Source organism: Ferrimonas lipolytica, from assembly GCF_012295575.1.
GTDB lineage: Bacteria > Pseudomonadota > Gammaproteobacteria > Enterobacterales > Shewanellaceae > Ferrimonas > Ferrimonas lipolytica.
Genome location: NZ_CP051180.1, coordinates 3,249,503 through 3,265,993, shown reverse-complemented (window position 1 = coordinate 3,265,993; position 16,491 = coordinate 3,249,503). Strand labels below are relative to the sequence as shown.

At 47.7% G+C, this 16,491-nt stretch carries 15 protein-coding genes; 12 read left to right on the top strand and 3 right to left on the bottom strand.

All coding sequences use genetic code 11. The features are described 5' to 3' along the window. Position 1 precedes the first annotated feature (1 nt). Positions 2–1,432 (bottom strand): HNH endonuclease, encoded by a 1,431-nt coding sequence (locus HER31_RS14865; protein ID WP_168661669.1) that lies wholly within the window; start codon positions 1,430–1,432, stop codon positions 2–4. A gap of 158 nt (positions 1,433–1,590) precedes the next feature. On the opposite strand from HER31_RS14865, the gene HER31_RS14860 reads away from it, so the two are divergent. The 6 genes from HER31_RS14860 (at position 1,591) to HER31_RS14835 (ending at position 5,889) form a co-directional block, all read left to right on the top strand. After that, positions 1,591–1,791, top strand: coding sequence for a hypothetical protein (locus HER31_RS14860; RefSeq protein WP_168661667.1), 201 nt, complete (start codon positions 1,591–1,593; stop codon positions 1,789–1,791). Beyond that, positions 1,784–2,161: a hypothetical protein gene (locus HER31_RS14855; protein ID WP_168661665.1), complete on the top strand. Its 378-nt coding sequence runs from the start codon at positions 1,784–1,786 to the stop codon at positions 2,159–2,161. Before HER31_RS14860 ends, HER31_RS14855 begins: the two co-directional genes overlap by 8 nt. A gap of 112 nt (positions 2,162–2,273) precedes the next feature. Further along, positions 2,274–2,777 (top strand): hypothetical protein, encoded by a 504-nt coding sequence (locus HER31_RS14850; protein WP_168661663.1) that lies wholly within the window; start codon positions 2,274–2,276, stop codon positions 2,775–2,777. A 673-nt stretch (positions 2,778–3,450) separates the two neighbouring features. Beyond that, the gene (locus HER31_RS14845; RefSeq protein WP_168661661.1) at positions 3,451–4,020 is read left to right on the top strand and encodes a hypothetical protein; all 570 of its coding nucleotides are present in this window, start codon (positions 3,451–3,453) and stop codon (positions 4,018–4,020) included. Positions 4,021–4,436: 416 nt separating this feature from the next. Continuing rightward, positions 4,437–5,141 carry a recombinase family protein gene (locus HER31_RS14840; RefSeq protein ID WP_168661659.1) on the top strand — a complete coding sequence of 235 codons (705 nt, stop codon included), beginning with the start codon at positions 4,437–4,439 and terminating at the stop codon, positions 5,139–5,141. A gap of 346 nt (positions 5,142–5,487) precedes the next feature. Then, a complete protein-coding gene (locus tag HER31_RS14835) occupies positions 5,488–5,889 on the top strand; it encodes a thermonuclease family protein (protein WP_202983566.1) in 402 nt (133 codons plus the stop codon). A gap of 364 nt (positions 5,890–6,253) precedes the next feature. On the opposite strand, the gene HER31_RS14830 is transcribed toward HER31_RS14835, so the two are convergent. Further along, positions 6,254–7,798, bottom strand: a complete 1,545-nt coding sequence (locus HER31_RS14830) for a recombinase family protein (RefSeq protein WP_168661655.1) — start codon at positions 7,796–7,798, stop codon at positions 6,254–6,256. Between the two features lie 59 nt (positions 7,799–7,857). Further along, a complete protein-coding gene (locus tag HER31_RS14825; protein WP_168661653.1) occupies positions 7,858–8,529 on the bottom strand; it encodes a magnesium chelatase domain-containing protein in 672 nt (223 codons plus the stop codon). Positions 8,530–8,936: 407 nt separating this feature from the next. Between HER31_RS14825 and ilvC the strand changes: the two genes are divergently transcribed. Genes ilvC through ilvA form a run of 6 tightly spaced genes read left to right on the top strand, consistent with a single transcriptional unit; the run spans position 8,937 to position 16,275 of the window. Beyond that, positions 8,937–9,935 carry a ketol-acid reductoisomerase gene (ilvC, locus tag HER31_RS14820; protein ID WP_168661651.1) on the top strand — a complete coding sequence of 333 codons (999 nt, stop codon included), beginning with the start codon at positions 8,937–8,939 and terminating at the stop codon, positions 9,933–9,935. 4 nt (positions 9,936–9,939) lie between these two features. Continuing rightward, positions 9,940–11,592: an acetolactate synthase 2 catalytic subunit gene (gene ilvG, locus HER31_RS14815; protein ID WP_168661649.1), complete on the top strand. Its 1,653-nt coding sequence runs from the start codon at positions 9,940–9,942 to the stop codon at positions 11,590–11,592. Further along, positions 11,589–11,855 carry an acetolactate synthase 2 small subunit gene (gene ilvM, locus HER31_RS14810; protein WP_168661647.1) on the top strand — a complete coding sequence of 89 codons (267 nt, stop codon included), beginning with the start codon at positions 11,589–11,591 and terminating at the stop codon, positions 11,853–11,855. Before ilvG ends, ilvM begins: the two co-directional genes overlap by 4 nt. Positions 11,856–11,879: 24 nt before the next feature. Then, positions 11,880–12,854 (top strand): branched-chain amino acid transaminase, encoded by a 975-nt coding sequence (locus HER31_RS14805; protein WP_168661645.1) that lies wholly within the window; start codon positions 11,880–11,882, stop codon positions 12,852–12,854. A 38-nt stretch (positions 12,855–12,892) separates the two neighbouring features. Further along, positions 12,893–14,713: a dihydroxy-acid dehydratase gene (gene ilvD / locus HER31_RS14800; RefSeq protein ID WP_168661643.1), complete on the top strand. Its 1,821-nt coding sequence runs from the start codon at positions 12,893–12,895 to the stop codon at positions 14,711–14,713. Then, positions 14,710–16,275: a threonine ammonia-lyase, biosynthetic gene (gene ilvA / locus HER31_RS14795; protein ID WP_168661641.1), complete on the top strand. Its 1,566-nt coding sequence runs from the start codon at positions 14,710–14,712 to the stop codon at positions 16,273–16,275. The genes ilvD and ilvA overlap by 4 nt, the downstream gene beginning before the upstream one ends. The last annotated feature ends 216 nt before the right edge of the window (positions 16,276–16,491 follow it).

Below are 16,491 nucleotides of genomic sequence, written 5' to 3'. Positions count from 1 at the left end.
TTTAAACCACTGAATCGGTATCTTCGTTGATATCGAACGTGATGTGACTATCTCGACGTCGGTTATATTCATTAACGAATGAGAAGTCATATTCCACTTGCTGAGAACGTCTAAGCACCTTATCAAGAGCTTTAACAACTAACTCTGCTGTTATTTTTCCATCTCGTTCCATTAACAATGCTGGTTTTGTCAGGAAATCTTCATAAAGCCAATCTAGTCGTGCAAGAAGCTCTTTGATTACCTCATGATTTGGTTCTGGAACAGTCAGTTCTTCAACAGATAAACCAGTAAGTAAAGATAACTGGTTCAGCTGTTGAGGGCTGTAAAACTGCGATGGTGGTCTATCTCTTTTGCTTGTATTACACGTTGCGCATAAAGCGGTCGCTGTCCCATCTAAAGGCCATAAAAGTGCTAGTGGTCGCGTATGGTCAAGATGCATTTTTCGCTTATTTTGGATTGGGTTGTTGCAATTGAAACATTGCCCCTTGAATCTGCTCCAAACATCGTCAAGTAGTTCACGACCAGTTTGGGTTCGGTAACTCAATTGAGGTGACTGTTGGTAAATTTCAGCAATTAATAGCTCAAAGTTGCGTCGACGCTGGCCATCCTCTTTCATTTGAGCAGCTGTTCTTTGCCAATTCAATGGCATGTTCACGAAGTACTTCTTACAGAATCTACATTCAAGTTGATATCCGTAGTGAAGATCAACAGCCTCACCTGTATCAATGTTTGTTAGCAGTCCAAAGCCTTTATGGGTGCACGGTGCTTTAGCGACGCAATGATTTGAAAATGCTAAAGTTTCTCTTTCATTATTTAGATTAATTGGTAAAAATCTGGCACATCTATTACACGATTTTAGGTGTAAATTGATATTAGGGTTAATATACTTTAGCGGACTTTCGTAATTGAACGATACTTGACCGTCTTCTGTATAGAATCCAGCTTCAGGCATTATTGAGTGCATGCTATTTAAATAGCCTGTTTGATCGTTCTCTCTTGCAGCATCAAATGCTTCATGCCAGATAAGTCCGCACTCAAAATTGTAAATTGCAAGATAGGTATCAACTTCTGAATTGAAAGAAATTGTAACGGGCTCAGATAGCCCATTGGCAATCCACATTGAGCCAAACTTGGAAGTATCAGGTGGTGTTCTGCGAGAGAACTCGTTCTTTGATGAGTTGGGGTTGTTGAATGTTATTTGAACGAAGTCCTCACACTGATAAAACCCTCCAAAACCTACATATGTCTGTCCGTCGCTTCGAGGGAAGTTAAATACAAACGTCAGAGTTTTACCGGCTTCTAGTAATATTGGCGTAACTGATTCTGTTTTGTACTCGCCACCAGTACTGTCGGGATGGCTTTTGAAGCCTGATTTTCTTGTAGTAGTTCTTCGCACACCTGAATATGCTGTCTTGCCCGGTAATTTAGCCATTAGCTCTCCAATTTCGAACGTAGTATCCATGCTGATATTACGTGTATTGGGTTTAACTTAGCAAAATTCAAGGCATATCAACAAGATAATTAACGAATAGTTGTACATGTGATCACGGTTGTTATACCCCTAAATAAACTAACTTAGGAGTAATAACGATGCTGAAACACATCACACTTGCCGAGTACAGAGCCAGTAAATCAAAAGATTACCAAGACGTTAAATCTGTCGAACTTGGAACTGGATTTATCAAGAAGCAGCAAATAAACGCAGCCGTTCGATATTTCGGTAACAGACAAATCCAAGTTCATCTTACAGCTCACCAACAATCAATCATCACAGGAGGTCAAAATGACTGATGCTGATGAAATGGCTTTCTGGCACAAAGTTATTAGAAAACACTTCGGTAAATCACCAATCAGTATACCAACAGATTTCACAATTCGATTCGCAGAGAAGATACAAGAATCGACAGCTGTAATTGTTACAGCAGCTGAAAGCTCTACTGACCCAAAGTGGCTTGTTGGAACACAAATATCGGATTATGAACGCAAAGAGTTTATGTACAGAGATTGCAAAATTTGGTATCAAGCGAATCGTAAAAATACAGGCTTACAATTCGTCGATAAGAATTCAAACTCTAAGTTCAGTCGGATACTGACGAGAATGGCGAATACTTATCGTCATCATATCGAGCACCTCACCGAAATATATGAATTAGACGACTGACCGTCTAGCCAAAACCACTACTCATAACAACTACTCATAACCAAAGGCTTATTCGTAAACAGCGAATGAGCCTTTGTCGTTTCTAATCTCAAAAATCCACAAGGAGACACCAATGCCATCACCAAAACGAGCCGTAAACCGACAACGAGCCATTCATCAATTACAATCGTCACCGACATATACTGAACTTCACATCACTCCAGCCGAAGCGATGAAAGCGGTCAGTCAAGTCGTCAACATTAACGGTGCATATATTTTAGATAAGCGACCATCAACAATCGCAGCGATGTCAATTCAGTACATTAATCAATGGCGAGACGCAGCTAAGGCACAACGCAAAGAGCAACGACGTGTTGAGCGTACAGAACGCAATTCAATCGCGACCATCGCATTCCACCCAGACAACATCGAACGTAAACGCTACGAAGTCACATTTGAGCGAACTAACGAAACCTACTTTGTCGACCGTCTTATTGACATCCAGAACCGAGGTATTCGATACAACTCACTTCCAGCAATGAAGGATTACGTCCGATATCCGTCTAGGCGTCATACGCACGACTTCATAATCTGCGACAATTATCCTGAGCATCCGCGACATAAGTTCGAACGCTAAACCAAGGTTAATCTGAGGCACTAAAACGGTTAGATGATATATATTATTAACTAACTAATTTCGTTCACTAGAGTTCACCTAAGGTACATCAATTGATACCAGGGTCTTTAATTTAGCAATGCAGTGAATGTTTCTGTTAGTGCTACGTTGTGCAACTGTCGGTGGTAGCGTTAGCCCATTTTACGTTTTGAGCGTACCCAAATAATTTAAAGCATTTAACGCACAGGCATCTCACTCAACTGCTGATAATGTCACTTACATACCCGCTAATACGACTTCTTATACTCAATCTATTAACCCTATCTATAACCAACATCATCAACATCATCACAATGCCTAGCCGTACGTTATAACCGTCAAATCAAATCACCAAGTCCCCATGTATTACCACGGTTAACCTTCAAGTCAATTACTGAGCAATCCTATGCCCAGACGTACGCATACTAGCAAACTCAGGTGTAGAAGCTGTCTATTACCACCGATGAACGTCCTAGGACCAACAGTTAGTTCCGACAATGCCATTTACTGAGCAATCCTATGCCCAGACGTACGCTCAATCAGTAAATTCAACAATCCCAAACCGTCTTAAGCCCTAAGGGCGGACGTACTAGAACGCGTACGTACAGTACGGTACTAAAGAGAGCGTATACGCCCACAAACGAGGAATTACCCCATGATTAACCTTTCACGTCACCAAAGACAGCACCAACCGATAACTGGACTTGACGGAGACTTACGCGCCACCTTCAACGACAAGAGTCCATTGCCGCCAGTCACGTCACCAGAACTAAGTCCACCACCAAGCGACGTCATACCAACTGAAAAACCAAAGCCGAAACCATTCCAACCAGCTAACCGACTCGAAGCAGATATCCATGGCGAAGCAATTCAAGCAGAACATAGACGTTTCGAAGCCGAACGAGGCATTCCGTTGCCAACTAGCAGAGCCGAAACCAATGCCCTAATCGGGCAAACAGTCAATATCCATTCTCGATTGCCAGTAGGAACCGAAATAGTCGCAAGGAAATTGAAGCTACTGAACGGTACTTACCATACGATTTCCGAGCACTCAACGACAGTGACCCAGATTACGCCATTCAAGGCAAATGGTGCAGTATTTCCTAAAATGACAGGAGAGTTTCCATTTGAACAATCACAAAATTACTTTACTGCAACAGTCCATGTACCTGATACCGATGACAGTACATTGACGTACCAAGTGACATACAAATACCCAGAATAGATGGGTTCATAAAAAACCAAACATGGACCTTATCCCGTTATTACCAAATGTGATAAGCCTCACCAGCTCCGTTCTAACATCGCCAGTATTCCTATTCAGGATGCTGGCTTTTATTTGCTTTGAAGTTACTGAACCCTGCGTGACCCTGCGTAGAATAGTAAATGATATATAAGAATATCCAGAACCGTGAAACCTGGTTAACCTTCTAAGGCGTTGCTGGTGGTAGCTAATTGAGCGGCTGCGCTTGCGATGTAAGTAATTGATATTAAAGTAAAATAATTCCAGTATCGTTGTACGTTCAGAGACCTCTGATATACAATGTTTATATCAACTAAATGTTTATAACAATCGAACAAAACTCCAGTAATCAAAACTGGTACTTGGTTATAGAGCAGAATAGGAGCAGGACATCGAACATGGCATATCGCAAGCATCAAACACCAAAGCAGAAGTACGTAATCTACAAACGGTTGTCGACTACCAAAGAGCGTCAGACTCATTCGTTTGAAGTGCAGGACCGCATTATCAAGTCGTACCTCAACGACAATCCACACCATATTCTGGCAACGTTTGAAGAAGAACTATCTGGTGCTAAGAATGACCGTCCAATGTTGGCGAAGGCACTCGAAATGTGCAAAGCCCATGACGCAACGTTGTTAGTTGCCAAACTTGACCGTCTTAGTCGTGATGTTGGTATGGTCGATAAAGTCGTCAAGAACTACGACCTAATCTGTGCTGACATGCCGAAGGCTGACAAGACTATGCTTCAAATGTTATCTGTCATGGCTGAATGGGAACGAGACGCTATTGCCAAACGTATCAGTGACGGTGTTCTTGCTGCTATCGCTCGTGGTAAGCGACCAGGTAATCGAACTAATCATAAGCGCAAATTGACTACTGAAGACAGCGATAAAGGCCGTCAGACTCGTACCAACCAGAAGCAGCAACGTATGGCTCAATTACAACCGCAAGTGAAGTCACTGTACAACAATGGCGAACGTACTATGGCGCAAGTCGCTGATATGCTGAATGGATTAGGAGTACCGACTACAGGTAAGGGTAAGTGGTACGCTAATACAGTCAAGCGCATCCTCGATTTTGATGTTGCTGTAGCAGCATAACTGTTGAGCGAATCGAGTCAATGACGCCTTGCGGCCATCATCAACCGTCAAATTTATTACCAGTACCGAATAACGCCCAGAAAGAAACGCATTATCCACGCGCAGTGGGTTAACCCGATGGGGCCCTCAACCGCTCTAATCTATCCAAATACCCGCCGAAGAAAATGATATAGTGGCTCCGAAGCGATCTTAAAAGGAGTTAACGATCATCAATACCAAGACCAATACCAAGACATACAAAGTCACAAATAAAGTCACAAATAAAGTCACATGCATAGCCATTAGCTACCAAGTAAGCAACAAAGCTATTTCTCTAGCGATCCTGTTATTTCTGGCAATGGCTCTAATGATAAGCACACCTAAGGCATTGGCTTCAGAGAAGAATTACGGTATAGCGACTGTTTCAGAGGTTACTTCAATTTATGACGCCGATACATTCCGAGTATCCATCAATGGTTGGCCTCCGATTATCGGTGAGCGAATTTCAATTAGAGCCAATGGCTTCGATGCACCTGAAATACGAGGCAAATGCGAATCAGAAAAAATAGCTGCTAGACAAGCGAAGCAACTAACTGTCGAATTGCTCCGTGGCGCTAAAGTAATTGAGCTTCGGAATATGAAACGAGGGAAGTATTTTAGGATAGTTGCTGATGTCTATTTAGATGGTAAACCCCTAGCAGATATTCAAATCCGTTCTGGTTTATCAAGGCCATACAGTGGTGGTAAGCGTCTAAGTTGGTGTGAGTAGAGAGGTTAATTCAAAGCGCATTGGGTTGAAGGCTGGGTGAACCAGATAACCCCATCGAAATTGCGATAACAGACGCCTTGACCCAACGCAACATTTTGGTTTTCTTACTAATCGACTTTCGTTTCATAGGCTTACTCCTCTCAGTTGGTGTTTTCAGGCTAATCGTTTTTTCACTCTTGCGAGTGTTCGTTTTTTCGGGAAGATTTGAACTTCCAAGTAGACAAACTTCGGCTTTCACGTTTTCATTGCTGTACGTTAGGCAGACGCTGCTACCGCCTTCATGCCAATGCGCTTTGACATAAGACTATATTACCCTGAATATTCAGCGTTATAAACAAAACTCAGAATAATTTCGCATTTCAGCCTAAACTAGCCAGTTTCCAATATCAGGATTATCCAAGTCATTTACACTCAGTGTCACTGTCCTTACGTCTCCATTTCTAAGGTTCACATTCACAAAGATACCAGTCGAATGCACCGTGAGCTTAAAACTTTCCACTACATCTAAGACTCTCTGAGCCACCAACATTCGGGTTTCAAAGTTTGAGTCCGTAACATCAGCTAATTCTTCAATACCGCCAATTAGGTCATCAGCACCTAAGTTAATGGTAGCCAATTCAAGCTCTTGCTTCTTATTTCGAAGCATCTCCTTTCGCTGATTAAGTTCATTAAGTCGAGCGACTACAGGTGTTGGATCATCCAACATAGGAATCGTGGCCGATGTCCTTTGAATTTGAGTATTAGTAACTTCTAACTCTGCGATTGTATCAGCCAATTCAATATCTGTAGTGCCTGTATCTTTATCAACAGACCAGTCCATTTCAAGTAACGCCGCTAGAACCCGTCGTTCAAATTGCTGAAGCTTAATATCTTTTGAAGTGCATACTCCGATATCAACACCAGAACATCGGTAGCGTGCATTTGATTTATGTGTTGCCTTAACAAATCGGAATGCACGATTACAATGACCGCAACTTAGCTTGCTGAACAGATTTGGCTTCGAACTTCCTTCAAGGTCTCCGACGTGTTTTAACGTGTGCTTTGTAGTATCAGGAGTAGCCTTACGAACATCAATCGCCTTCTGCGCTCTAAGCCATGTCGACATATTCACTACTGCTGGGAAGTAACCTTCTAGTACCGTGCCTTTGAATTCCCATTCACCAAATGCGGCTCGTGAACGTAATATCTTACGAATGCTAGTCTTGTTCCATGCTTTCCCTGATGTTGACAAGATGCCTTCATTGTTGAGCTCTTTGCAGATTGCTAAAACTCCGTAACCTGCAATGCATAGGTTGAACATTCGCTTTATCGTTGGAGCATGATCATTCAGTACATACTTTGCTGAGTCACCATTTCCTTGAACTGAAATCCACTTTGGAACTTGTCGAGTTACGACCTTACCATTTCGAGCATCTTCAAGTTTCTTTGTCCAAACTGCACTCAAACGCATCGACTTGGCTTCAGATTCGCTGTGAGCCCTTGATAGGTGCAATATCGACACCATTAACTGAATCATATCAGGAGGGTTAGTGAAAACCATTCTGTCGTTCAGAGTGATGATATTGATGCCAGTTGCTAGGATATCTAGAAGCAACCTAACTGCATCTGCTACTTGATTTCGACTTAGGCGGTCGAAGCCCTCAATACAGACTAGATCGTCATCCGAAATAAGTCCTTTAGCTCTGTCATCAAGAAGTTGGTTCAATGCAGGACGATGCTCAATACCAGATTTAAAGGCAGATGTGCCGTCATCGACATAAACATTGCCAATCGACATATTGGTCTCTGCCACATATGAATGGAACGACTGGAGCTGTCGTTGTTTCGAGTGACCCTTTGCTTGTATCTTAGTTGAATATCGAGCGTATAAATGCGCAGTTTTATGTTTTGTTATGATGGACTCTGACAATGGCAATTCCTTAATGATTTGATATTGTCGATAATATCATCAAAGTTCATAACTTAACATCATGGAAATAATATCAGCAGATTATGGTTACCGCTGGCAGCAATGACCAGCGCTCGCTTAGCCTGTTGTTGGCCGATGATTTGGTTTAAATCAAGGCTGTCATCGCCATTGTCGCTATCAATAGGTGGCCCAGCATCGGCCAACACTTGCGCAGGTTCAGGTTGGCCATGCAGCTGGGCAACCAGCGACACCAAATCGGTAACTAGGCTTATCTTAGCGTGGGGTAATAGCGCCGCCTCATGACGATTTGCCAATGGAATATAGAGGGTCTTATTGGCACGTTCTCCTGCCACCAATGCCGGGAGGAGTCCGGTAACGTGTTGCAACTCGCCGGTTAAGCTTAATTCACCGTAAAATTCACAATTGTGTAGTGATTGTGGCGGAACTTGGGCTGAAGCAGCAAGGATCCCTAGGGCGATCGGAAGATCGAAGCGTCCCCCTTGTTTTGGTAGGTCAGCGGGCGCAAGATTGATGGTGATCCGCGATACTGGAAAATTGAAACCTGCGGTTTGCAACGCCGCCCGTACTCGCTCTCGTGATTCCCGCACAGAGGTCTCTGGGAGGCCAACTACAGTAAAGCTGGGTAGGCCACCACCAAGGTGGGTTTCTACGGTAACGCAGGGGGCATCGATGCCAAGTTGACCTCGGCTTCGTACGCGTGAAAGACCCATATTGCCTCCAAGGCGCTGTTAGCCGCCGGGTTAATTAGTGAATAACAATCGCTGCAGTAAACGGGAACAGTCACAGGTGCATATCAGAAACATATTGTTACATTCTTGTTTTGGAGCTGTTGCAAATAAATCTTTGCAGGGGATGAATCCTTGTGTTAGAAATAAAGGGCGCTCAAGAAATGAGCTAAACTTTTTACCTAATTACTGTTGCGAGAGACTTATGTTCCCGACTTTGCCAAGCCTACTCCTAGTCCTAATTACCGTGGTGATTAACGTCACCGGCGGGGGACGCGATTGGGTAGGCAGCAAACGACGAACAAGCTAGCAACCACCAAATCGCTAAAAACCCCGCCTCGAAAGACGCGGGGTTTTTTGTTTTTTAGGTCATCACGAATGGAGACACCACAATGACCCAGATGTATCACCAGGCAGACGCCAATCCGAGCTTGTTGGAAGGAAAGACCATCGCCGTACTCGGTTACGGCAGTCAGGGCCGCGGCCAGTCACTGAACTTGCGTGACAGCGGTGCCAATGTGGTGATCGGGCTTCGTCCCGGCGGTGCTAGTTGGCAACAGGCTGAGCAAGAAGGCTGGCAACCAGTTGGCTTTACCGATGCAGTACGAGACGCCGACATCGTGATGATGCTAACGCCAGACATGGTGCAGGCAGAGATCTACAGCGAGCATGTAGAGCCAAACATCAAGCCCGGCGCAATGCTGATGTTCAGTCATGGTTTGAACATCATCTACGACTTGATCAAACCCTCCGCTGAAATCGATGTAACCATGGTGGCACCGAAAGGACCTGGTTTCTTAGTTCGCACCGAGTATGAAAAGGGAGCTGGAGTACCGTGTTTGATGGCGGTACATCAGGATGCCAGCGGTAATGCTCACGCTAAAGCACTGGCCTACGCCGATGCCATCGGCGGTACCCGCGGTGGCGTGTTAACTACCAACTTCAAAGAAGAAACCGAAACCGATCTGTTTGGCGAACAAGCGGTACTGTGTGGCGGTGCTATTTCGTTGGTACAGGCGGGTTGGGAAACCTTGACCGAAGCTGGATACCAACCGGAGTTGGCGTACTTCGAGTGTTTGCACGAGCTGAAACTGATTGTGGATCTGTTGTATGAAGGTGGCGTATCCAGAATGCACGAATTTGTATCAGATACAGCTGCTTATGGTGCAGTAACCCGTGGCCCACGTGTGGTTGATGGGCGCGCGAAAGAGGAGATGAAGAAGGTACTGGCAGAGATCCAATCCGGTGAATTTGCTCGCGAGTGGATTGCTGAGCATAAGTCCGGTAGCGAAAATTACCGTCGCTTACAGAAAGCGGATTGTGACCACCCAATCGAAGCCGTAGGCGCAGATTTGCGTGCTCGGATGCCATGGTTGAATCGAGGAGAGTAAACCAATGAGTAGTGGAGCAGAGGCAGTAGTACACGCATTAACAGAGCACGGAGTAACTAAAGTCTTTGGTTACCCTGGTGGAGCCATCATGCCGGTATACGACGCATTGCTGGATTCACCAGTAGAGCATCTGTTATGTCGCCATGAACAAGGTGCTGCCTTTGCTGCCATTGGTTATGCCCGTTCTTCTGGCAAAGTGGGGGCATGTATTGCCACCTCAGGTCCAGGTGCGACCAACCTAATCACCGCCTTGGCAGATGCGATGATGGATTCTGTTCCGGTGGTAGCTATCACCGGTCAGGTTCCTCGCGCCGCCATTGGTACTGATGCCTTCCAAGAGATCGACTTGTTGGGTTTATCGTTGGCTTGCACCAAGCACAGTTTTTTGGTGCAAAAACCGGAAGAGCTGTGTGAAATCCTGCACAAGGCGTTTGCTATCGCTCAAGAGGGCCGTCCTGGGCCAGTATTGGTTGATATCCCAAAAGATGTGCAGCAAGCCTTGGTGAGTTATCAAGCGGCCAAGCCAAATTTAGCTGAAGCGGCTAACGACACCTTTGAGTTAGAGCAAGCGCAACAGATGTTACAGCAGGCGCAGCGGCCTCTTTTATATATTGGCGGTGGCGTTGGCATGGCCGATGCGGTGGCAGAGCTGCGTGAGTTTATTCGCCAAACTGGGATCCCATCGGTAGTGACCTTAAAGGGAATTGGTTCAGTGCCAAAAAACACGTCAGGTTACTTAGGCATGTTGGGCATGCATGGCAACAAAGCCGCCAATGGTGCCGTACAGCAGTGTGACTTGTTGATTGTATTAGGGGCACGCTTTGACGACCGTGTAACCGGCAAGTTAGATGCCTTTGCACCAAACGCCAAGGTTATCCATCTGGATATCGATCCCGCGGAGATTGGCAAACGTCGTGAAGCATTGGTTTCTTGCAGTGGTGACCTACGCAAGCTGTTACCGACGATGAGCAACCCGTTACCACACGACATCAGTGATTGGCGTGCGACCTGCGAGCAGATGGCGGCGGATTGTGCTCCTCGTTACGACTACCCAGGGGAAAACATCTTTGCGCCAGCATTATTGAAACGATTAGCGGAAACCATGCCAGAACACAGTGTCGTGTCTTGCGATGTTGGCCAGCATCAGATGTGGGTAGCGCAGCACATGTGGTTTGATTCGCCTAATAATCACCTATCTTCGGCGGGATTAGGAACCATGGGATTCGGCCTGCCAGTGGCGATTGGTGCCCAGTTAGCCCGTCCTGACGATACCTCTATTTTGGTGAGTGGTGATGGCTCATTCATGATGAATGTGCAGGAGTTGACCACCATCAAACGCGCGAAGGTACCGGTAAAGATCATTATCTTAGACAACCAGCGCTTAGGCATGGTGAAGCAGTGGCAAGAGCTGTTCTTTGAAGAGCGCTACAGCGAAACCAACCTGTCTGATAACCCCGATTTTGTTGCCATGGCGGCAGCATTCGATATTCCCGGTCGCCATATTTGGCATCGTGATCAAGTAGAACCTGCGTTGCAGCAGTTGTTAGCAGCCGAAGGGCCGTTTTTACTGCACGTGTCGATTTCAGAGAAAGAAAACGTTTGGCCTTTGGTGCCGCCTGGCGCCTCCAATGACGAGATGATGGAGCAACAACAATGACACAGCATACTTTGTACATCGAGATGAACCCCAGCGCAGAAGTAATGGAGCGCGTGTTGCGTGTAACTCGTCACCGTGGTTTTACCGTGGCTAACATGCAGATGGAGTTAGGTAACGCTATCAGCAGCATGGAAGTGACCGTAAATAGTGAGCGACCAATTGACCAATTGACCCGCCAACTTGATAAGCTGATCGACGTAAATACTTGTCGACTGGCCACGATGGCCGATACGCAGCACACCAAAGCTGCGGCACATGGATAAGCAGTACGCTGCGAGGAGTTTTCAGTGAATCAAGCCGAACAGATCTGGTTTAACGGCGAGTTTATGCCGTTCGCCGATGCCAAAATCCACGTTATGAGCCACGCGCTGCATTACGGTTCATCCGTTTTTGAAGGGATCCGCGCTTACCATACCCCTAAGGGCAGTGCGATTTTCCGCTTGGAAGAGCACATCCAGCGTTTGTTCGATTCGGCCAAAATCTACCGTATGCCGATCCCTTACAACCAAGACACCATCAATCAAGCTTGTCGTGATGCGGTTTACAACAACGGCTTGGACAGCGCTTACATTCGCCCACTGGCGTTCTATGGCAACGTTGGTTTAGGCCTGAATGTGCCATTGGGCAGCGAAGCGGAAGTGATGATTGCCGCTTTCCCATGGAATGCCTATTTAGGTGCTGACAGCATCGAGCAGGGCGTTGACGTGTGTATCTCTAGCTGGAATCGTCTGGCTGCCAATACCATGCCGACCGGCGCCAAAGCAGGTGGTAACTACTTATCTTCGCAACTGATTTCTGGCGAAGCTAAGCGCCACGGCTACGCCGAAGGGATTGCACTGGATATCAACGGTCAGATCTCCGAAGGCGCTGGTGAAAACTTGTTTGTAGTTAAAAACGGTGTATTGATTACCCCACCTACCACCGCTGCGATTTTACCGGGGATCACCCGCGACACCATCATCACCCTTGCTCGCGATAACGGCTTGGAAGTGAAAGAGGAGTCGATCGCTCGTGAAGCTCTCTATCTAGCTGACGAGCTGTTTATGACCGGCACCGCCGCTGAGATTGTTCCGGTACGCAGTGTTGATGGTATCGAGCTGGGCGATGGCCAACGAGGCCCGATCACCGCGCAGATTCAGCAGCTGTTCTTTGGCCTGTTTGATGGCAGTACTGAAGACAAATGGGGTTGGCTCGATTACGTCGCGCCACAGCAAGATTGTGAACAAAGCTTTGAAGCGCACACCGCCGCTACGGTGTTGTAGTAGCCACTGTTGATGTCATTGCGCAAAGGAAACTAAAGATGCCGAAGTACCGCTCAGCCACCTCCACCGCCGGCCGTAATATGGCCGGCGCTCGCGCCTTGTGGCGTGCCACCGGCATGACCGACGATGATTTTGGCAAGCCGATCATCGCCATTGCTAACTCCTACACCCAGTTTGTGCCGGGGCATGTGCACTTAAAAGATATGGGTGATCTCGTGGCCGGAGCCATTGCTGAAGCGGGTGGTGTCTCCAAGGAATTCAACACTATTGCGGTGGACGATGGTATTGCCATGGGTCACGGCGGCATGCTGTATTCGCTGCCAAGCCGAGAACTGATTGCTGATTCAGTGGAGTACATGGTTAATGCCCACTGTGCTGATGCATTAGTGTGTATCTCTAACTGTGACAAGATTACTCCAGGCATGTTGATGGCGGCGTTGCGGCTTAATATTCCAGTGATCTTCGTCTCTGGCGGACCAATGGAAGCGGGTAAAACCAAGCTGTCGGATCAGATCATTAAGCTCGATCTGGTTGATGCGATGGTGCAAGCAGCCGATCCTAATGTTTCTGATGAGCAGTCGGATCAGGTTGAGCGCAGCGCTTGCCCGACATGTGGCAGCTGCTCTGGCATGTTTACCGCCAACTCAATGAACTGCCTAACAGAAGCGCTGGGTTTATCGCTGCCAGGTAACGGCTCGATGTTGGCGACTCACTCAGATCGCAAAGGGCTGTTCTTGGAAGCCGGTACGCGTATTGTCGATCTGTGCCAGCGTTGGTATCAGCAGGAAGACGCCACTGCTTTGCCCCGTAACATTGCCACTAAACAAGCGTTCCAGAATGCGATGACCTTGGATATCGCCATGGGCGGTTCAACCAATACTATTTTGCATCTGCTGGCTGCAGCACAAGAAGCTGAAGTCGATTTTGACATGGCTGACATCGATGCTCTGTCCCGTGAAGTGCCAAACCTGTGCAAGGTGGCGCCGGCAACACCGAAATACCATATGGAAGATGTACACCGTGCTGGTGGTGTAATGGCGTTGCTGGGGCAGTTAGCTCGAGGTAGCTTGATTCATACCGGCGTGCCTCATGTCGCCGGAACGTCGCTGGCGGATGTGTTAAGCCGCTGGGATGTGGATCAAAACTCCCAAGCCGCGGATTTTTTCCGAGCTGGTCCTGCGGGCATACGAACCACTAAGGCGTTCAGTCAAAGTTGCCGCTGGGATAGCCTCGATCAAGATCGTGCTGAAGGTTGTATCCGCAGTATGGACAACGCCTACAGCCAGGAGGGGGGCTTAGCGGTATTGTCGGGTAATCTGGCGCCAAACGGCTCGGTAGTAAAAACCGCCGGTGTACCGGACAGTTGCTTAACCTTTAAAGGCCCAGCGCGGGTGTTCGATAGTCAGGATGATGCGGTTAACGCCATTTTGTCGAAACAGATCAACGCCGGTGATGTGTTGATCATCCGCTACGAAGGTCCAAAAGGCGGACCTGGCATGCAAGAGATGCTCTATCCAACCAGCTACCTGAAATCGATGGGGTTAGGGCAAGAGTGTGCCTTGATCACCGATGGCCGTTTCTCCGGCGGTACCTCGGGCTTATCTATCGGCCACGTTTCGCCGGAAGCCGCCAGTGGTGGTCCTTTGGCGTTGGTTGAGGATGGTGACATTATCGATATCGATATCCCTAACCGCAGTATCAAACACTGTGTTGCGGCTGAGGTATTGGCAGAGCGTAAGCGGGTTTGCACCTACTTACCTAAGCGTGATCGTCAGGTCTCGCCCGCATTGAAAGCTTATGCGTTGCTGGCCACCAGTGCCGATAAAGGCGCGGTGCGCAATCAGGATATGCTCAAATGAACGCCTTAGCGCTGTCGAACGTGAAACCGGAACGCACTGCGCAAGAGTTGATGCAGGATATGCTGAGGCAGATCTTGCTGGCACCGGTGTACGATGTGGCCAAACGCACCAGTTTAGACCCATTGCCAAAGCTCTCTGCTCGACTTGGTCATCAGGTACTACTTAAACGAGAAGATCAGCAGCCGGTCCATTCGTTTAAGTTGCGTGGTGCCTACAACAAACTGCATGGCCTGACTACGGCGCAACGGCAGGCGGGGGTAGTAGCAGCATCGGCAGGTAATCATGCCCAAGGGCTAGCCTTGGCCGCGCAGCAAGCTGGGATTCGTGCCATCATCGTCATGCCGACCACCACACCAGAGATTAAGGTGGGGGCGGTTCGAGGTTATGGTGGTGAAGTTGTGCTGCATGGCGACAGCTTTGATCGAGCATATAGCCACGCGCAAAGCTTGGCAGCGGAGCAAGGCTACACCATGGTACCGCCTTTCGATGATGAAGCGGTTATTGCTGGCCAAGGCACCATTGGCCAAGAGTTGTTGCAACAAAAGCGCGACCTTGACGCGGTGTTTATTCCGGTGGGTGGCGGTGGCTTAATTGCCGGTGTCGCTGCGTGCATTAAGGCGTTAGCGCCGCACATTAAGATCATCGGTGTGGAACCAGAGGATGCGGCTTGCCTAAAGGCGGCGCTGGCGGCGGGACATCCGGTTGACCTCGATCGTGTTGGCTTGTTTGCTGATGGTGTGGCGGTGAAGCGGATTGGTACCCACACCTTCGATTTAGCTAAGCACTGCGTCGATGCAGTGGTGACCGTGAATTCTGATGAGATCTGTGCTGCCATCCAAGATATCTACCAAGACACTCGCGCCATCGCCGAGCCTGCCGGAGCACTGAGCTTGGCTGGGATGAAACGCTATGCTCAGCAGCATAGTGAGTTACCATCACAGCAATGGGCGGCGATCCTTTCCGGTGCCAATATCAACTTCCATACCTTGCGTTATATCTCTGAGCGCTGTGAATTAGGTGAAGGCAAAGAGGCAGTACTAGCGGTCACCATTCCAGAACGCAAAGGGGCATTCTTAGAGTTTTGTCGTTTGCTCGGCAAGCGTGCCATTACTGAGTTTAACTACCGCTTAAGTAGCCGTGAACAAGCCAATGTGTTTGTTGGATTGCGACTAGGCGAACCCTCTGAGTTGGCAGCGTTGAGCGATAGCCTAACTAGCGCCGGTTATCATCATCAAGATCTGTCTAAAGATGAAACCGCCAAGCTACATGTTCGCTATATGGTGGGCGGAGTGCCGCCGCAGAACCTCAACGAACGTCTATTCCACGTTCATTTCCCCGAACACCCCGGTGCCTTGGAGCAATTTTTGAGTAAGCTTGGCGGCCGCTGGAATATTTCGTTGTTCCACTACCGCAATCATGGCGCCGCTACAGGGCGGGTGTTGTTGGGGATGGAACTTGGTGATCTCGATGGCGCCAGCTTTGCCGAGTGCTTAACCACTATTGATCCTGATTGGCGCGAAGTGACTGACAGTCCGGCGTACCAGTTCTTTCTGCGAGGCTAGTGTGTTTGATCGCTGAACACTCGGGGGATTGGTTCTCCCCCTTTTTTTGGCTGTGTACCAATTAAGTGTTGCTCTTTCCAAGGCTGTTAAAGCACTGGCTAGGCGAATCGCGATACAAGAGTAAAGCACTAGCGCTATTGATCTTCTGCCGCATTGGAGCAGTTCAGCGAAGCGTTTTGGACTGCGACCTAAGGCAAAGGGGGATTCCAAAGGGGC